Origin of the sequence: Rahnella sp. WP5, assembly GCF_000745615.1 — a bacterium.
In the GTDB taxonomy this organism is placed as follows: domain Bacteria; phylum Pseudomonadota; class Gammaproteobacteria; order Enterobacterales; family Enterobacteriaceae; genus Rahnella; species Rahnella aceris.
Map to the genome: position 1 here is coordinate 1 of NZ_JQJR01000006.1, position 15,430 is coordinate 15,430.

Below are 15,430 nucleotides of genomic sequence, written 5' to 3' on the forward strand. Positions count from 1 at the left end.
AAATTTGACGATCAGCAGCAGGGGACAACCCAGCGCAATAACGGATACTTCTCTATTTATTCTGATCACGGCGACACTAATTTGGATTCAGGACGCATTGATTATTATGTGCGAATGCAGGCACCCGACGGCAAATACGTCAGCGTAATACGCGGTGATGATCTGGTGATTTCTGATATTCAGACCGCTCATATCCGGCCTGTACATCTGCCCGGGATCCCACAGGCAGTATTGTGTGTTCCTGCGCCACTGGAACTCAGCACCAAGACAATGGATATCAACAGTAAACAAGCCGGGAATTATACCGGACATCTGATTGTTAATTTTACACCGCAGCTTTAGGCGATTCTTAAAATGGATAGAAAAGAAACGTACTTTCTCGTCATTCTGTTAATCCTGTTTAGCGCCCTGACAATAACGTCAGCGAAGGCCGAAAGAGTTGAACCTGCGAGTCGGGATACGCCCGTTACTGCTACGTTTGATCGTTCCTCCCCCCCCTCAGAAATCGATATCTGGGTGCAGCAAAGCGGGGGATATGATACGGATAAAGATTCGTTATGGGGCCGAAACACCTGGATTTGTTTATCCAGCTCCAACCCCGTTAATGGTCAATGCAGTACCAATGTCACCGGGGTGGTCAGTGGCAAAACTTCCATTCCCATTCTGTTAACCGAGCAGCGGTCTCATACAACGGCCATTATTAATCTCACCGCTTTTCACTATTTGACGTCCGATATCGGGACATCTTGCTGGCCTGCGGGCAATCTCTGGGGTCCCTATCTGGTCAATGCCGGCATGGAAGTCACCTGTTCAGATGGAAATAAAACCGATAATTCATTACTCAACGTCAATATTTCTGCCAATGAACTGAAGAAACTCCCTGTCGGAGGCATCTGGAAAGCTGAGTTAAAAATGAGCTTAATGCAGTGGGATCCGCGTATTAAACTCGCAGACTGGAACGCCCATATCACTCTCAACGTCACTGACAACAATAATCAGCAAATCTATTTACCCGAATTTGGCGAAGCCGCACCACTGGTGAATCTCAATATGCGTCCGTTGCCCGGCGCAGGCACCCAAAAAATGTCTTTTACTGGCAGAGCAAATATTGATGTCTGCTTATATGATGGTTACAACGCCAACAGTAGTACCTTTATGCTCACCCTTAACGATGACTTCACCGGACAGAGTGACCGTTCAGGACTCAATTTTTCCATCGTCCGCCAGGGGGGGAATGTGAATGAAAAAAGAGATCGCATTGATTACACGATTAATATTCTCAACCCTGATACGAATACCATGCAAACCGTGAGCCGTGCCCGTCAGATAAATTTCACAAAGATACAACAGGCACATATCCGACAGGTACATTTACCGGGCATCCCGGAACCGGTCATTTGTGTGCCTGCGCCGCTTGAGCTCAGTACCGATTATATAGAAGTGAGCAGTAAAAATGCCGGATATTACCGTGGCACACTTCAGCTTAATTTCACCCCGTCTCTTTACTAACTTCACCCGAAGGCGACATATATGCCACGAAGAAATTTTTCCGTCTCAGCCATGCAAGTGCTCCCGTTACTGATGCTGGCGATGCCTGCCCTGTGCTTAGCCAATATCACCGTTTCACCGATGAAAGTAACGCTTAACGAACAACATGCTGCTGCACTGGTCATCAGTTCTAAAAGCGAAACTACCCAGTATATTCAGGGAAAAATCACCGAGGTTCATAACCCCGGCACACCACAGGAAAGTGAAACGCCTGCACCACAGGGCGCACAAAACAGTCTGGTGGTCTCGCCGCTAAAATTTGGTTTGCCCGCCGGTAACAGCCAGCCGGTGAGGATCGTCGGCCTCGGTGAAAGCAACGAAGAAAAAATCTACCGCGTGCATTTTCAGTCAATGACTCCGGAAGAATTCAAAAACCCTGCCAGCAACAAAAATTTCACCAGCGAACTGAACCTGACCATTGTCTGGGGTGTAGTCGTCATGGTGCCGCCAGCAAAACCGGTCACCAGACTGGGTTGGGATCCATCCACTCAGCAAATTACCAATACCGGCAATATCCATCTGCTGGTACAGCGTATTGGCCTGTGCGACAGCGATAAAAAGGAAGCACGGTGCCAGTGGAAAGAGCTGAAGAAAAACGTCTATCCGGGCAAGCCATACACCCCATCGTTACCATTTTCGGCTTCAGCATCGTCTGAAAAAGTCCGAATTGAGTATTTCAACGATTACACTCAAAAGCAGGAAGCGGGAAGTTTTACGGCCAGATGATGGCTAAAATGAAAACGGTTACAGAAAATAACTTGTTATAAATTAATAATTTATTTGTATATGTAAAAGTTTGAAACACTGTATTGATTGATATAAATCAATTTATGAGCTATTACTCTCCGGCGCATCTCCTTCCTGTTACGCTATCCGTTTGAAACCCTTCAGAAACAAGATACCCAGCCACACCTATTAGTGTAAACGATTACAACACTGTGACCGGGTTCACGTTAAGCTGTGTGCAGGGTTAATAACATAACAGCCTAAGCATTATTACAAACTCAAAACGATTGCATTATTTTGGAGACCGGATGAACAACTCAACTTCGACCAAAGGAAAACGCTCGAACAAAAGCGTCACTTTCTTTGTCTGTTTTCTTGCTGCACTTGCCGGACTGCTGTTCGGCTTAGATATCGGCGTCATCGCGGGCGCCCTGCCCTTTATCAGCCATGACTTCCAGATTACTAACCACCAACAGGAATGGGTTGTCAGCTCCATGATGTTTGGTGCCGCCGTCGGTGCTGTCGGCAGTGGCTGGCTGAACTTCCGTCTGGGACGTAAATTCAGCCTGATGATCGGCGCAGTTCTGTTCGTTGTCGGCTCCCTGTGTTCCGCCTTTGCGCCCAACACAGAAGTACTGATTGTTGCCCGCGTTCTGCTGGGTCTGGCTGTCGGTATTGCCTCTTACACCGCACCGATTTACCTGTCAGAAATCGCACCGGAAAAAATCCGCGGCAGCATGATTTCCATGTACCAGTTGATGATCACCATCGGTATTCTGGCCGCATACCTGTCGGATACCGCGTTCAGCTACACCGGCGCATGGCGCTGGATGCTGGGCATCATCACCATTCCGGCATTGCTGTTGCTGGTTGGCGTCTTCTTCCTGCCGGACAGCCCGCGCTGGCTGGCCGCCCGTGGTGATGACGGTAAAGCACGCCGCGTACTGGAAAAACTGCGTGATTCCAGTGAGCAGGCAAAACATGAACTGGATGAAATCCGTGAAAGCCTGAAAGTAAAACAAAGCGGCTGGGGTTTGTTCGTTAATAACAAAAACTTCCGTCGTGCGGTTTACCTCGGCGTTCTGTTGCAGGTCATGCAGCAGTTCACCGGTATGAACGTCATCATGTACTACGCACCAAAAATCTTCGGCATCGCCGGTTTCGCCAGCACCTCTCAACAGATGTGGGGCACGGTGATCGTCGGGCTGGTTAACGTTCTGGCGACGTTCATCGCCATCGGTCTGGTTGACCGCTGGGGCCGTAAACCTACGCTGAAACTGGGCTTCCTGGTGATGGCCGTCGGTATGGGTGTGCTGGGTACTATGCTGCATATCGGTGTCGAATCCGATGCGGCGAAATACTTCTCCATCGCCATGCTGCTGATGTTCATCGTTGGTTTTGCGATGAGTGCCGGTCCGCTGATTTGGGTACTGTGTTCTGAAATTCAGCCGCTGAAAGGCCGCGATTTTGGTATCACCGTGTCTACTGCGACCAACTGGATCGCCAACATGATTGTCGGCGCAACCTTCCTGACCATGCTCGACAGCCTCGGCAATGCCAATACCTTCTGGGTATACGCCGCGCTGAACGTGGTCTTCATCTTCATCACTATTGCGCTGATCCCTGAGACCAAAAACGTCTCTCTGGAACACATCGAACGCAACCTGATGAAAGGTGAAGCCCTGCGCGACATCGGTAAGTAAGTTAGCAATAAATAAGCCTGCCATTCCTCCCCTGCAAAGGGGAGGAATTCCATATTGCATCTCTCCCCCGCCAGATTTATCCTTCGCCAGATGAAAACCTCACGTCTCCCCATCGCCCTGCAACAAGCCGTTATGCGCTGCCTGCGGGAAAAACTCCAGATGGCAAATCAGTTTTTTGGCACCGATTACACGGAGCCGGAAATCAGCTATCAGCAACGCGGCACCAGCGCGGGAAGCGCGTATCTGCAACACTGGCAAATCCGCCTTAATCCGGTATTACTGCTGGAAAATCAGCAACCGTTTATCGATGAAGTGGTGCCACACGAGCTGGCCCATTTGCTGGTATACCGCCGTTTTGGTCGCGCTCCTGCACCGCACGGCAAAGAGTGGCGCTGGATGATGGAGCACGTGCTGGGTGTCTCAGCGAGCAGAACCCACAAGTTCGAAGTGGCATCCGTGCAAAGTAAAACCTATCCGTATTTATGCGCCTGCCGCGACCACCAGTTGACCGTACGTCGCCACAATAAGGTGATGCGCAAGGAGTCGGAATACCGCTGCCGCCATTGCGGCGAACTGTTACGTTTTAACGCTAACGGCATCACTAATTGCTGATTTTTCAATCACTCATTAGCAGCAAAGTCCCATTGTCACATCGCGCCGCATCCGTTACCCTTCCGGCCTTTTAGTCCTGGGTCTTTCAGAAACATGTTTCATAAAACGTTCTTATCTTTTCTGTTTATCAGTGCGCTGACACCGCTGAGCGCCTTCAGCCAGTCCGGCAACGCCATCAATAACTTCAGTCAGGCCAAAGCCGCTGCCGTGAAAATCAATCAGGGCGCGCCAACATTTTACTGCGGCTGCAATATCAGCTGGCAGGGGAAAAAAGGCACGCCGGATCTGCAATCCTGCGGTTACGCGGTACGTAAAAGTGAACAGCGCGCCAGCCGGATCGAATGGGAACATGTGGTTCCCGCGTGGCAGTTCGGCCACCAGATGCAATGCTGGCAGGATGGCGGGCGCAAAAATTGCGCGAAAAGCGCCGACTATCGCAAGGTTGAAACTGACCTGCACAACCTTGAACCGGCCATCGGTGAAGTGAACGGCGACCGCAATAATTTCATGTACAGCCAGTGGAACGGTGGCGAAGGTCAGTATGGCCGCTGTGAAATGAAAATCGACTTCAAAGCCAAAGCCGCCGAGCCGCCAGCCCGCGCCCGTGGGGCCATTGCGCGCACTTACTTCTACATGCGTGACCAGTACAAACTGAATTTATCCCGCCAGCAGACACAGCTGTTTACCGCCTGGGATCGCCAGTATCCGGTCACTTCATGGGAATGTGAACGCGATAACCGCATTGCCAGGGTACAGGGGAATCACAACCCTTACGTTCAGCAGGCTTGCGTGCAAAGAAAAAGCTAACCTACTATAGAGCACAATAGTCAGCGACAGGGCTGGCAACAGTTGCCAAAATAGCCCACTTCACCACTTTAAGGACAGCAGCCACACATGCGCATACCCCGCATTTATCATCCGGAAAACCTGACCGCTCACAGCGAGATTGCGTTGAGCGAAGATGCCGCCAATCACGTCGGACGCGTTCTGCGTATGCAGCCGGGTCAGGCGATTCAGTTATTTGACGGCAGCAACCAGGTCTTCGAAGCCAGCATCACTCAGGTTGATAAGAAAAGTGTGCGTGTCAGCCTGAATCAGGGCGTGCTGGCGGATAATGAATCCCCGCTGAATCTGCATCTTGGTCAGGTGATCTCGCGTGGCGAGAAGATGGAATTCACCATTCAGAAATCTATTGAGCTGGGCGTGAATACGATTACTCCGCTGTTTTCCGAGCGCTGTGGCGTCAAACTTGACGGCGAACGTCTGGAGAAAAAATTGCAGCAATGGCAGAAAATCGCCATTGCCGCCTGCGAACAGTGCGGACGTAACCGTATCCCTGAAATTCGTCCGGCGATGCAGCTCGAAGCCTGGTGCGCCGAACAGGACGACAGCCTGAAGCTGAACCTGCACCCGCGCGCCAGCCACAGCATTAACACCCTGCCGCTGCCGGTAAGCCATGTCCGCCTGCTGATCGGTCCGGAAGGCGGTTTATCCGCTGAAGAAATTGCAATGACCTCCGGCTACGGATTTACTGATATCCTGCTGGGACCCCGTGTTCTGCGTACAGAAACCACAGCACTCACCGCGATTACAGCCTTACAGGTTCGTTTCGGCGATCTGGGTTAAGAGGAAACCAAATGATTAAGCTTGGCATCGTGATGGATCCGATCTCTTCCATCAACATTAAAAAAGACACCAGTTTCGCTATGTTGCTGGAAGCGCAGAGTCGTGGTTACGAACTGCATTACATGGAAATGAATTCCCTGTATCTGCGCGGCGGCGAAGGCCGTGCGACCACCAAAAAACTCAGCGTGAAGCAGGATTACGATGGCTGGTATGAGTTTGGCACAGAGCAGGATATCGCCCTGCAGGAACTGGACGTGATCCTGATGCGTAAGGATCCGCCGTTCGATACCGAATTCATTTATGCCACTTACATCCTCGAACGTGCCGAAGAAAAAGGCACGCTGATCGTCAATAAACCGCAGAGCCTGCGCGACTGTAACGAAAAGCTGTTCACTGCGTGGTTCCCTGAACTGACGCCGGATACGCTGGTTACCCGCAATGCAGCGCAATTGAAAGCATTCCATAAAGAACACACTGACGTGATCCTCAAGCCACTCGATGGCATGGGCGGCGCTTCCATTTTCCGTCTGAAACCTGAAGACGCCAACGTCTCCGTCGTTATCGAAACACTGACCGAACACGGCAGCCGTTTCTGTATGGCACAAAACTACCTGCCAGCCATCAAGGACGGTGACAAACGCGTTCTGGTGGTCGACGGCGAACCGGTGCCTTACTGCCTGGCGCGTATTCCGGCGCAGGGTGAAACCCGCGGTAATCTGGCTGCCGGAGGCCGTGGCGAAGCCCGTCCGCTGAGCGAAAGTGACTGGGCAATTGCCCGTACCGTCGCGCCAATCCTCAAGCAGAAAGGCCTGATTTTTGTCGGTCTGGATATTATCGGCGATCGCCTGACGGAAATTAACGTCACCAGCCCGACCTGTGCACGTGAAATCGAAGCCGCCTTCCCGATTTCCATCACCGGCATGCTGATGGACGCCATCGAGAAACGTCTGGCTTCACGATAAGCACAGATTAAAATCGATAAACGGGTTGTTCAGCATTGCTGGATAACCCGCTTTTTTTGGCGAGCCTGACGTAATAAACTGGCCTGCCTGCACTGATTTCAATTCTGAGGTTAAACATCCTGCATACCATGAATCTACAACATCACTTTCTAATTGCGATGCCTGGCCTGGATGAACCCCAGTTCAAACGTTCGGTCGTGTACATCTGCGAGCACAATGAAGACGGCGCCATGGGGCTGGTGATTAACAAACTGGTCGACGATTTCACCATTGAAAGCGTACTCGACAAACTCGACATCACCCCCGAACCCCGTGACCTGAGTATTCGTCTTGATCGCCCGGTTTTTTCCGGGGGCCCGCTGGCAGACGATCGCGGTTTCATTTTGCATACGCCGCGCGAGGGTTTTGGCTCCAGCATCCGCATCTCTGACTGCACGATGATCACCACCTCGAAAGACGTGCTGGAAACGCTGGGCACGCCCGATCAGCCAAAAGATGTGCTGGTGGCGCTGGGTTATGCCGCATGGGAACAGGGCCAGCTTGAAAAAGAATTACTGGAAAACTCGTGGCTGACCATTGAAGCCAGCAGCGATATTTTGTTCCGCACCCCCATTGCTGACCGCTGGCGCGAAGCAGCGAAAATGATCGGCGTTGACGTCGGACAGCTCGCCACCCATGCGGGGCACGCATAATGGCAAACCGCACGGTTTTTGCTTTCGACTTCGGCACCAAAAGTATCGGTCTGGCTATTGGTCAGGAAGTCACCGGCACCGCCCGTCCGCTGACCTCGTTTAAAGCGCAGGACGGCACACCGGACTGGCAGAAAATTGAAAAACTGCTGAAAGAGTGGCTGCCGGATCTGGTGGTTGTCGGTTTGCCGCTGAACATGGACGGCACAGAACAACCCCTGACCGCCCGTGCGCGCAAATTTGCCAACCGTCTGCATGGCCGTTTTGGCGTTCAGGTTGAACTGCACGACGAACGCCTGAGTACCGTAGAAGCCCGCGCTGATTTGTTCGATCGCGGCGGTTTCCGTGCGCTGGATAAAGGCAGCGTGGATGCCGCTTCCGCCGTCATTATCCTGGAAAGCTGGTTCGAGAAACAGTGGAGTCAGTCCTGATCTTCCGCCAGTAATCCCGCACGTTGCCGTTGCTGACGGCTTTGTGCGAACGTCTGCATGCCGGCCTGCGCGCCGGTTTGCAGGATATCCGCCAGTTGATGAGTTTTCCCTTCACGGATTAAATTGCACACCGCCGGTGTGGAAGTCAGCACTTCAAAAAGCGCTACCCTTCCCGCTTTTCTCCCGTCCTTTTCTTCAGTCACCGCCAGTTTTTGCGCGATCACGGCCCGCAGGCTGCCCGCCAGTTGCGCGCGGACAAACACTTTTTCTTCTGCCGGAAACACATCAACCAGCCGGTCAATGGCCTGTGTGGCGTTGCGCGTATGCAGTGTCGCGAGAACCAGATGTCCGGTTTCTGCCGCCGTCAGCGCCAGCCGGATACTGTCAGTGTCACGCAGTTCGCCCAGTAACAATACATCCGGATCTTCACGCAGAGCACCGCGCACCGCTTCGCCAAATGAACGCGTATGCAGCCCGAGTTCGCGCTGCTGAATCAGACATTGCCTGCCAGTATGGATAAGCTCGATGGGGTCTTCCAGCGTAATAATATGGCGCTTCGCATGGCGGTTGAGATGATCAATCAGCGCCGCCAGCGTGGTGGATTTCCCGCTGCCCGTCGCACCGGTGACCAAAATCAGGCCGTCTTCCTGCATAATGACGTGCTGCAAGATATCCGGCACCCTCAATGCAGCCAGCTCGGGGCAACGGGCAGGCACCGGTCTCAGCGCCGCAGACAACCCGTGCAGTTGCTGAAAGATATTGAGCCGCATCCGCACGCCATCACCCAATGTCAGCGCTTTATCCACCTGTCCGGCCAGCTGCAAAGTATGTTGTTCAGTGGCATCCAGCCACCCATGGATCAGCCCCAGCATCTGCGAAGCCTCCACCACCGGCAGATCTTCACAGCGACATAATTCCCCGTCAATGCGCAACACAGGCGGATAGCCGGTACAAAGGTGCAGATCGGAGGCATTTTGCTTTACACTACGTCCCACTAATCCATCAATATCCATGTTGAAATCCTCCTGAGTCCCTATGAGCCTTAGTCAGCAAAACGCTATTGAGCAGAACTTACAGAATGTCCGCGAGAAAATCGCAGCCGCTGCACAACATTGCGGCAGGTCTCCAGAAGAAATTACCTTGCTTGCAGTCAGCAAAACAAAACCTGCGAGCGCTGTCGAAGAAGCGATTGCCGCCGGGCAGTTAGCGTTCGGCGAAAACTACGTGCAGGAAGGCGTGGATAAGATTGCCCACTTTGCCGGACATCAGCCTGCGCTGACCTGGCATTTCATCGGGCCATTGCAGTCGAATAAAAGCCGCCTGGTGGCGGAGAATTTCGACTGGTGCCATACCATCGACCGCCTGAAAATCGCCCAGCGGCTGAACGAACAACGTCCGGCCGGTTTAGCGCCTTTACAGGTGCTGATTCAGGTCAACATCAGCGATGAGGCCAGTAAGTCCGGCATTGCAGTGGGCGATATCGCAGAACTGGCCCGACAGATTATGGCGATGCCCCGCCTGATACTGCGCGGCCTGATGGCGATTCCGGCAGTGGAAACGGATCACGCGCGACAGCTTGAGGTCTTCGGCAAGATGCGGGATGCGCTGAAAGATTTACAAAATATTTGTCCGCAGGCCGATACGCTGTCGATGGGTATGACCGATGATATGCCTGCGGCAATTGCGGCTGGCAGCACGATGGTTCGCATCGGGACCGCCATTTTCGGTGCCCGTGATTACAGCATAAAACAGTAACCTTTATCTTTGGGTTTACTGCTTTACTCTTGATAGGCTCAATTCAGCCCCCATTAAAAGCAAGGAGCATGAATGCAACATCGCAAAATCAGTTTTATCGGCGCCGGTAATATGGCGGGCGCAATTATTTCCGGCCTGGTCGAAAGCGGCTATCCGGCAAATCTCATCAGCGTTTGTGCCCCTTCCACCACGCATCGCGATGCGCTGGCTGATAAATATGGCGTGCAAAGCAGCAGCGATAACAGCGGCTGTGCAAAGGAGGCGGATGTCGTTGTTTTGTCGGTAAAACCGCAAATGATGGCCGATGTGTGTAAAGCACTGCAAAAAGACGTGGATTTTAGCGACAAGCTGGTACTGTCGATTGCCGCAGGCGTCAGTGTGGCGCGCTTCTGCGAGTTGCTGGGCGATAATCTGAACATCGTGCGTATCATGCCGAACACGCCATCTCTGGTCGGGAAAGGCATGAGTGGCCTGTACGCACCTTCTCAGGTTTCTCAGGCAGACCGTGATTACAGCGGTGAACTGATGACCGCCGTCGGCAAAATTTGCTGGGTCGATACCGAAGAAGGTATCAACCACGTAATTGCCGCCGCAGGCAGCGCCCCGGCGTATTTCTTCCTGTTTATGGAAGCAATGCAGGCTGAAGCGCAACGTCTGGGTTTCAGCGCTGAAACCGCACGGATGCTGGTTGAGCAAGCCGCCAGCGGCGCCAGTGCTTTAGTCGCCGCCAGTCCGGACACGCCATTGTCACAACTTCGTGAGAATGTGACGTCCAAAGGCGGCACGACGTTTGAAGCTCTGAAGGTTTTCACCGACCGTAAATTACCGGAGATTGTCTCCGAGGCCATGCAGGCCGCCATTACCCGCGCGCAGGAAATGGAAAAACTGTTCTAATAAGAGCAAATAATAAAATAACACTGCCCAAAATCATTCGTGTTGCCTCAAGACGACACGCGAAGGATGAAGGGCATAGGAGAATTATGTTAACGCTGACGTTTCTGGTTAAAACCCTCATAGATCTCTACGTGATGGTTCTGCTACTGCGCATCTGGATGCAATGGGCTCGTACAGATTTTTATAACCCGTTTTCACAGTTCGTGGTGAAAATTACTCAGCCAATTATCGGACCACTTCGCCGGATTATTCCGCCGCTGGGCCCGATTGACAGCGCGAGTTTGCTGCTGGCGTTTATCCTTTGCACCATCAAATTCCCGCTGCTGTTGCTTATTCAAAGCGGCGCTATTTTCTTTGGTCTGAGCAGCCTGCTGATTGGCCTGATAGGGCTGGTTAAAGCCGCCGGTTATCTGGTGTTCTGGCTGGTGATTATCCGCTCGCTGATGAGCTGGGTGAGCCAGGGCCGCGGGCCGATGGATTACCTGCTGATGCAACTGACTGAGCCGCTGATGGCGCCAATCCGTCGTATTCTTCCGGCAATGGGCGGCATCGATTTCTCGGCGATGGTGGTGATCCTTATCCTCTATATGCTGAATTATCTGGGGATGGATCTGCTGGGTGCGTTGTGGTTCCAGCTTTAAGCCCGGCGTTCTGGCAATCTGATGCGCTGGTTTTGCGGCTGGTTATCCAGCCCAAAGCCAGCCGCGACAGCCTGGTGGGTTTGCATGGCGACGAACTGAAAGTCGCCATCACCGCCCCGCCGGTTGATGGTCAGGCGAACACACATCTGGTGAAATTTCTCGCGAAACAGTTTAAAGTCGCCAAAAGTCAGGTCAGCATTGAAAAGGGCGAACTGGGCCGCCATAAACAAGTCCGCATTACACATCCGCAAAATATCCCGACTGAGGTCGCGGTACTGCTCGCAGAATAACGTTTACGTCAGGACTCTCCCATGCAGAAAGTCGTATTAGCTACCGGCAACGCCGGTAAAGTGCGTGAGCTCGCACATCTTCTGGCCAGTTTCGGGCTGGACGTGGTCGCGCAAACGGAACTCGGTGTTGAATCTGCCGAAGAAACCGGGCTGACGTTCATTGAGAACGCCATCCTGAAGGCCCGCCATGCGGCAGCGGTCACCGGTTTGCCAGCCGTTGCTGATGATTCAGGTCTGGCGGTGGATTTTCTCGGCGGCGCGCCGGGGATTTACTCCGCACGCTACGCAGGCGTTGATGCCAGCGATCAGCAAAACCTCGATAAACTGCTGGTGGCGCTGAAAGACGTGCCACAGGGTCAGCGCGATGCGCAGTTCCATTGTGTGCTGGTGTATATGCGCCACGCTGAAGACCCGACGCCGCTGGTGTGTCACGGCAGTTGGGCTGGTGAGATTACCTTTGCCGAAGCAGGCGAAGGCGGCTTCGGTTATGACCCGATTTTTTATGTTCCTGAGCTGGGCAAGACCGCCGCAGAACTGACCCGTGAAGAAAAAAGTGCGGTCTCGCACCGTGGACAGGCACTGAAACTATTGCTTGCCGCGATGAAAGAGGCTGTACAGAAGAATGCGTAAGTTACCGCCGCTGAGTCTCTACATCCATATTCCGTGGTGCGTACAAAAATGCCCTTACTGCGACTTCAACTCGCACGCGTTAAAGGGTGAAGTGCCGCATGACGATTATGTCGCGCATCTGCTGGCTGATCTGGATGCAGACCTGCATCTGGTGGGCGGACGCAGTGTGGGGACGATTTTTATCGGCGGCGGAACCCCAAGTCTGCTGAGCAGCGAAGCGATGCAGAATCTGCTCGACGGCGTGCGTGCGCGGTTGCCGCTCGATGCTAATGCTGAAATCACCATGGAAGCTAATCCGGGTACCGTCGAAGCAGACCGCTTCAGCGGCTATCAGCGCGCCGGTGTGAACCGTATCTCCATTGGCGTGCAAAGTTTCGATGCGCAGAAACTGGAGCGTCTGGGGCGTATTCATGGCCCTGACGAAGCCACGCGCGCGGCGCATCTGGCGACCGGCCTGAACCTGCGCAGCTTCAATCTGGATCTGATGCACGGCTTGCCGGATCAGACGCTGGAAGAAGCGCTGGACGATTTGCGTCAGGCTATTGCACTCAACCCGCCGCATTTGTCGTGGTATCAGCTGACTATTGAGCCGAACACAATGTACGCCTCACGTCCGCCGACCCTGCCGGATGACGATGCACTGTGGGATATTTTCGAGCAAGGCGATCAGTTGCTGACTGCGGCTGGTTATCAGCAGTATGAAACCTCGGCGTATGCCAAACCGGGCTACCAGTGTCAGCACAATCTGAACTACTGGCGCTTCGGGGATTATCTCGGCATCGGTTGCGGCGCGCATGGCAAACTGACGCAGCCCGACGGGCAAATCCTGCGTACCGTAAAAACCAAACATCCTCGCGGCTATATGCAGGGACGTTATATGGACAAACAGCATCCGGTCGAAACCGAAGATTTGCCGTTTGAATTCTTCATGAACCGCTTCCGCCTGCTGGAAGCCGCGCCGCGTGAAGAGTTTGGTCTGTATACCGGGCTGGATGAGTCGGTGATACGCGCACAGCTTGACGAAGCGATCACCAAAGAATATCTGGTGGAAACCGCCACGCACTGGCAGATCACCGGCAAAGGAAAATTATTCCTCAACTCACTGCTGGAGCTGTTTTTGGGGGAGTAAGGTGCAGTTCACAAAGGACGGTTCGTTTTCCCACAAAAAAACCGCGTAATCGCGGTTTTTTTGTGTCCGTCATTTAGCCGGTTACTTTTTCAAATCCGCCAGCAAGGCTTTGTGCTGAGTATCCAGATTCGTCACACGCTTACAGACGTCATCGCCAAAGGCTTTGAACTCTTTTTCCTGCTTGTTCCACTCTTCCTGAATGGCTTGCTGCAGCCCGCCAAGATTACCCATCATCGCCTGCAACGGATTCCCACCGCTGGTAGCCTGTTTGAGGCCCATTTCGTTGATGCTGTCCTGCATCACGCCGCCCATGGTTTGTTCCATCAGCTTCTGACCGTTTTGCTTAACCTGATCCACCGCTTTATGGTGGAAGGTCAGACCGTCGGCGCGGTGCTCAATGATCAGGTTCATTTGTTGCTTCAGTTGCTTGTCGAGCGTGACCAGACGGTTACGCACGTTGCTGTCGGTGCCCAGTTTCTCGACGATCACCCGATCTACCGCCACGCGGCCTTTTTCGAGATGCGCCGTCGCACCCTGATCAATCCACGGCAGGTCGCGGCGCAAACCGGCCTGATAATCGATCGCTTCCTGACGCTGTCTGGCGCTCAGGGTCATGTCTTTACCGTTGAGGGTCACGTTACCATTTGGCGTGATCAGCAAATCACCGCTGTTGCCGACTACCTGAACGGTCTGCGGCTTAATGATCACATCATCTTTAGGCTGTACGGCACACTGATAGTCCGCCTGTGCGCTCCACGCACTGAGAGCCAGCAACGCAGCAAGTCCGGTTTTTACCACTCCACTTTTTACTAACATGTACTCTCCCTTAAGACAGCAAACTCAAAAAATTGAACGGCCAATACGTTGCGCCAGTAGTTCTAAGGCAGCAATACCTGCCAAAGAGTTCCCTGCCGCATCAAGTTCCGGCGACCATACCGCGATACACATCTCACCCGGCACCAGGGCAATAATACCGCCACCGACACCGGATTTGCCCGGCATCCCGACGCGATAGGCGAACTCACCCGCACCATCGTACATACCGCTGGTCACCATCATCGCATTAATCTGCCGTGCCTGACGGGCATCAATGAGCGGTGTCTCGCTACCCAGCGGATGCCCTTTATTGGCCAGATAAACAAACGTCCGCGCCAGTTCTTCACAACTCATGCGCAATGCGCAGTAGTGAAAATAGGTGTGCAAAACGGTGATGACGTCGTTGTCGAAATTACCGAAAGACTTCATCAGATACGCAATCGCCGCATTGCGGTCGGAGTGCTCAAACTCGGAACGCGCAACGTGCCGATCGTAGTTGAGATCTGCCGATCCGGCCAGCTGACGCACCACTTCCAGCATTCTCTGCTTCGGTGCCGAAAGCCGGGTTTGCAGCATATCGCAGACCACCAGCGCGCCCGGATTGATGAACGGGTTACGCGGTTTACCCTGTTCCAGCTCAAGCTGTACCAGAGAATTGAATGGCTGACCGGACGGCTCTTTGCCGACACGCTGCCAGATTTCGCTTTCCTGATAACGGGTCAGCGCCAGCGTCAGGCTGAGAACTTTTGAGATCGACTGGATCGAGAAACGAATATCGGCATCACCGGCACGAAAGATCTCCCCTTTCGTGGTACACACGGCGATTCCTAAATGATCGGGGCTGACTTCCGCCAGAGCAGGAATGTAACCGGCCACTTTACCCCGACCTATCAGCGGCCTGACCTGCGCAAGAATATCTTCCAGCAAACTGTTATCAAGTTCGGTACCCAACGTCCTGCCTCCAGATGTAACAAAGGT

19 protein-coding genes are annotated in these 15,430 nt (G+C 53.2%); 16 read left to right on the plus strand and 3 right to left on the minus strand.

The features are described from left to right. The 10 genes from EX31_RS02630 to ruvX all read left to right on the plus strand — a co-directional run. Positions 1–342, plus strand: a 342-nt coding sequence (locus tag EX31_RS02630; protein WP_304413188.1) for a CfaE/CblD family pilus tip adhesin, incomplete at its 5' end; no start/stop codon positions are given. Between the two features lie 12 nt (positions 343–354). Continuing rightward, a complete protein-coding gene (locus tag EX31_RS02635) occupies positions 355–1,509 on the plus strand; it encodes a CfaE/CblD family pilus tip adhesin (RefSeq protein WP_037033265.1) in 1,155 nt (384 codons plus the stop codon). A 21-nt stretch (positions 1,510–1,530) separates the two neighbouring features. Then, positions 1,531–2,274, plus strand: a complete 744-nt coding sequence (locus EX31_RS02640) for a fimbria/pilus periplasmic chaperone (RefSeq protein ID WP_037033266.1) — start codon at positions 1,531–1,533, stop codon at positions 2,272–2,274. Between the two features lie 308 nt (positions 2,275–2,582). After that, positions 2,583–3,977 carry a sugar porter family MFS transporter gene (locus EX31_RS02645; protein ID WP_013576822.1) on the plus strand — a complete coding sequence of 465 codons (1,395 nt, stop codon included), beginning with the start codon at positions 2,583–2,585 and terminating at the stop codon, positions 3,975–3,977. A gap of 90 nt (positions 3,978–4,067) precedes the next feature. Beyond that, positions 4,068–4,589 carry a SprT family zinc-dependent metalloprotease gene (locus EX31_RS02650; protein WP_037033267.1) on the plus strand — a complete coding sequence of 174 codons (522 nt, stop codon included), beginning with the start codon at positions 4,068–4,070 and terminating at the stop codon, positions 4,587–4,589. Positions 4,590–4,682: 93 nt separating this feature from the next. Next, positions 4,683–5,396 carry a deoxyribonuclease I gene (gene endA / locus EX31_RS02655; protein ID WP_037033268.1) on the plus strand — a complete coding sequence of 238 codons (714 nt, stop codon included), beginning with the start codon at positions 4,683–4,685 and terminating at the stop codon, positions 5,394–5,396. A gap of 87 nt (positions 5,397–5,483) precedes the next feature. Next, complete coding sequence (gene rsmE / locus EX31_RS02660; protein ID WP_037033269.1) at positions 5,484–6,215, plus strand: 16S rRNA (uracil(1498)-N(3))-methyltransferase; 732 nt, start codon at positions 5,484–5,486, stop codon at positions 6,213–6,215. Between the two features lie 11 nt (positions 6,216–6,226). After that, positions 6,227–7,177 (plus strand): glutathione synthase, encoded by a 951-nt coding sequence (gshB, locus tag EX31_RS02665; protein ID WP_013576826.1) that lies wholly within the window; start codon positions 6,227–6,229, stop codon positions 7,175–7,177. Between the two features lie 128 nt (positions 7,178–7,305). Further along, complete coding sequence (locus EX31_RS02670; RefSeq protein WP_013576827.1) at positions 7,306–7,869, plus strand: YqgE/AlgH family protein; 564 nt, start codon at positions 7,306–7,308, stop codon at positions 7,867–7,869. After that, positions 7,869–8,297, plus strand: coding sequence for a Holliday junction resolvase RuvX (ruvX, locus tag EX31_RS02675; protein WP_013576828.1), 429 nt, complete (start codon positions 7,869–7,871; stop codon positions 8,295–8,297). The genes EX31_RS02670 and ruvX overlap by 1 nt, the downstream gene beginning before the upstream one ends. On the opposite strand, the gene EX31_RS02680 is transcribed toward ruvX, so the two are convergent. Then, the gene (locus tag EX31_RS02680) at positions 8,288–9,310 is read right to left on the minus strand and encodes a type IV pilus twitching motility protein PilT (RefSeq protein WP_037033270.1); all 1,023 of its coding nucleotides are present in this window, start codon (positions 9,308–9,310) and stop codon (positions 8,288–8,290) included. The two genes, ruvX and EX31_RS02680, sit on opposite strands and share 10 nt — an antisense overlap. A 22-nt stretch (positions 9,311–9,332) precedes the next feature. On the opposite strand from EX31_RS02680, the gene EX31_RS02685 reads away from it, so the two are divergent. From EX31_RS02685 to hemW, 6 genes are all read left to right on the plus strand, one after another. After that, a complete protein-coding gene (locus tag EX31_RS02685; protein ID WP_013576830.1) occupies positions 9,333–10,052 on the plus strand; it encodes a YggS family pyridoxal phosphate-dependent enzyme in 720 nt (239 codons plus the stop codon). Between the two features lie 72 nt (positions 10,053–10,124). Further along, on the plus strand, positions 10,125–10,946 hold the full coding sequence (proC, locus tag EX31_RS02690; protein WP_013576831.1) for a pyrroline-5-carboxylate reductase: 822 nt from the start codon (positions 10,125–10,127) through the stop codon (positions 10,944–10,946). 86 nt (positions 10,947–11,032) lie between these two features. After that, positions 11,033–11,587 carry a YggT family protein gene (locus EX31_RS02695; RefSeq protein WP_013576832.1) on the plus strand — a complete coding sequence of 185 codons (555 nt, stop codon included), beginning with the start codon at positions 11,033–11,035 and terminating at the stop codon, positions 11,585–11,587. Next, positions 11,572–11,877, plus strand: a complete 306-nt coding sequence (gene yggU / locus EX31_RS02700) for a DUF167 family protein YggU (RefSeq protein ID WP_013576833.1) — start codon at positions 11,572–11,574, stop codon at positions 11,875–11,877. Before EX31_RS02695 ends, yggU begins: the two co-directional genes overlap by 16 nt. A gap of 21 nt (positions 11,878–11,898) precedes the next feature. Beyond that, on the plus strand, positions 11,899–12,507 hold the full coding sequence (locus tag EX31_RS02705) for an XTP/dITP diphosphatase (protein ID WP_037033271.1): 609 nt from the start codon (positions 11,899–11,901) through the stop codon (positions 12,505–12,507). After that, positions 12,500–13,636 carry a radical SAM family heme chaperone HemW gene (gene hemW / locus EX31_RS02710; RefSeq protein ID WP_013576835.1) on the plus strand — a complete coding sequence of 379 codons (1,137 nt, stop codon included), beginning with the start codon at positions 12,500–12,502 and terminating at the stop codon, positions 13,634–13,636. Before EX31_RS02705 ends, hemW begins: the two co-directional genes overlap by 8 nt. 81 nt (positions 13,637–13,717) lie before the next feature. Here hemW and EX31_RS02715 read toward each other — a convergent pair whose 3' ends face one another. Together EX31_RS02715 and glsB are read right to left on the minus strand one after the other, a co-directional pair. Further along, entirely contained in the window at positions 13,718–14,452 is a 735-nt protein-coding gene (locus EX31_RS02715; RefSeq protein WP_013576836.1) for a YggN family protein, read from the minus strand. A 24-nt stretch (positions 14,453–14,476) separates the two neighbouring features. Next, positions 14,477–15,403 carry a glutaminase B gene (gene glsB, locus EX31_RS02720; protein WP_037033273.1) on the minus strand — a complete coding sequence of 309 codons (927 nt, stop codon included), beginning with the start codon at positions 15,401–15,403 and terminating at the stop codon, positions 14,477–14,479. Positions 15,404–15,430 lie beyond the last annotated feature (27 nt).

What these genes read in the sequence shown, in the direction of transcription:
- EX31_RS02635 (WP_037033265.1), top strand. Translation starts at nt 355, where the DNA reads ATGGATAGAAAAGAAACGTACTTTCTCGTCATTCTGTTAATCCTGTTT.
- EX31_RS02640 (WP_037033266.1), top strand. Translation starts at nt 1,531, where the DNA reads ATGCCACGAAGAAATTTTTCCGTCTCAGCCATGCAAGTGCTCCCGTTA.
- EX31_RS02645 (WP_013576822.1), top strand. Translation starts at nt 2,583, where the DNA reads ATGAACAACTCAACTTCGACCAAAGGAAAACGCTCGAACAAAAGCGTC.
- EX31_RS02650 (WP_037033267.1), top strand. Translation starts at nt 4,068, where the DNA reads ATGAAAACCTCACGTCTCCCCATCGCCCTGCAACAAGCCGTTATGCGC.
- endA (WP_037033268.1), top strand. Translation starts at nt 4,683, where the DNA reads ATGTTTCATAAAACGTTCTTATCTTTTCTGTTTATCAGTGCGCTGACA.
- rsmE (WP_037033269.1), top strand. Translation starts at nt 5,484, where the DNA reads ATGCGCATACCCCGCATTTATCATCCGGAAAACCTGACCGCTCACAGC.
- gshB (WP_013576826.1), top strand. Translation starts at nt 6,227, where the DNA reads ATGATTAAGCTTGGCATCGTGATGGATCCGATCTCTTCCATCAACATT.
- EX31_RS02670 (WP_013576827.1), top strand. Translation starts at nt 7,306, where the DNA reads ATGAATCTACAACATCACTTTCTAATTGCGATGCCTGGCCTGGATGAA.
- ruvX (WP_013576828.1), top strand. Translation starts at nt 7,869, where the DNA reads ATGGCAAACCGCACGGTTTTTGCTTTCGACTTCGGCACCAAAAGTATC.
- EX31_RS02680 (WP_037033270.1), bottom strand. Translation starts at nt 9,310, where the DNA reads ATGGATATTGATGGATTAGTGGGACGTAGTGTAAAGCAAAATGCCTCC.
- EX31_RS02685 (WP_013576830.1), top strand. Translation starts at nt 9,333, where the DNA reads ATGAGCCTTAGTCAGCAAAACGCTATTGAGCAGAACTTACAGAATGTC.
- proC (WP_013576831.1), top strand. Translation starts at nt 10,125, where the DNA reads ATGCAACATCGCAAAATCAGTTTTATCGGCGCCGGTAATATGGCGGGC.
- EX31_RS02695 (WP_013576832.1), top strand. Translation starts at nt 11,033, where the DNA reads ATGTTAACGCTGACGTTTCTGGTTAAAACCCTCATAGATCTCTACGTG.
- EX31_RS02705 (WP_037033271.1), top strand. Translation starts at nt 11,899, where the DNA reads ATGCAGAAAGTCGTATTAGCTACCGGCAACGCCGGTAAAGTGCGTGAG.
- hemW (WP_013576835.1), top strand. Translation starts at nt 12,500, where the DNA reads ATGCGTAAGTTACCGCCGCTGAGTCTCTACATCCATATTCCGTGGTGC.
- EX31_RS02715 (WP_013576836.1), bottom strand. Translation starts at nt 14,452, where the DNA reads ATGTTAGTAAAAAGTGGAGTGGTAAAAACCGGACTTGCTGCGTTGCTG.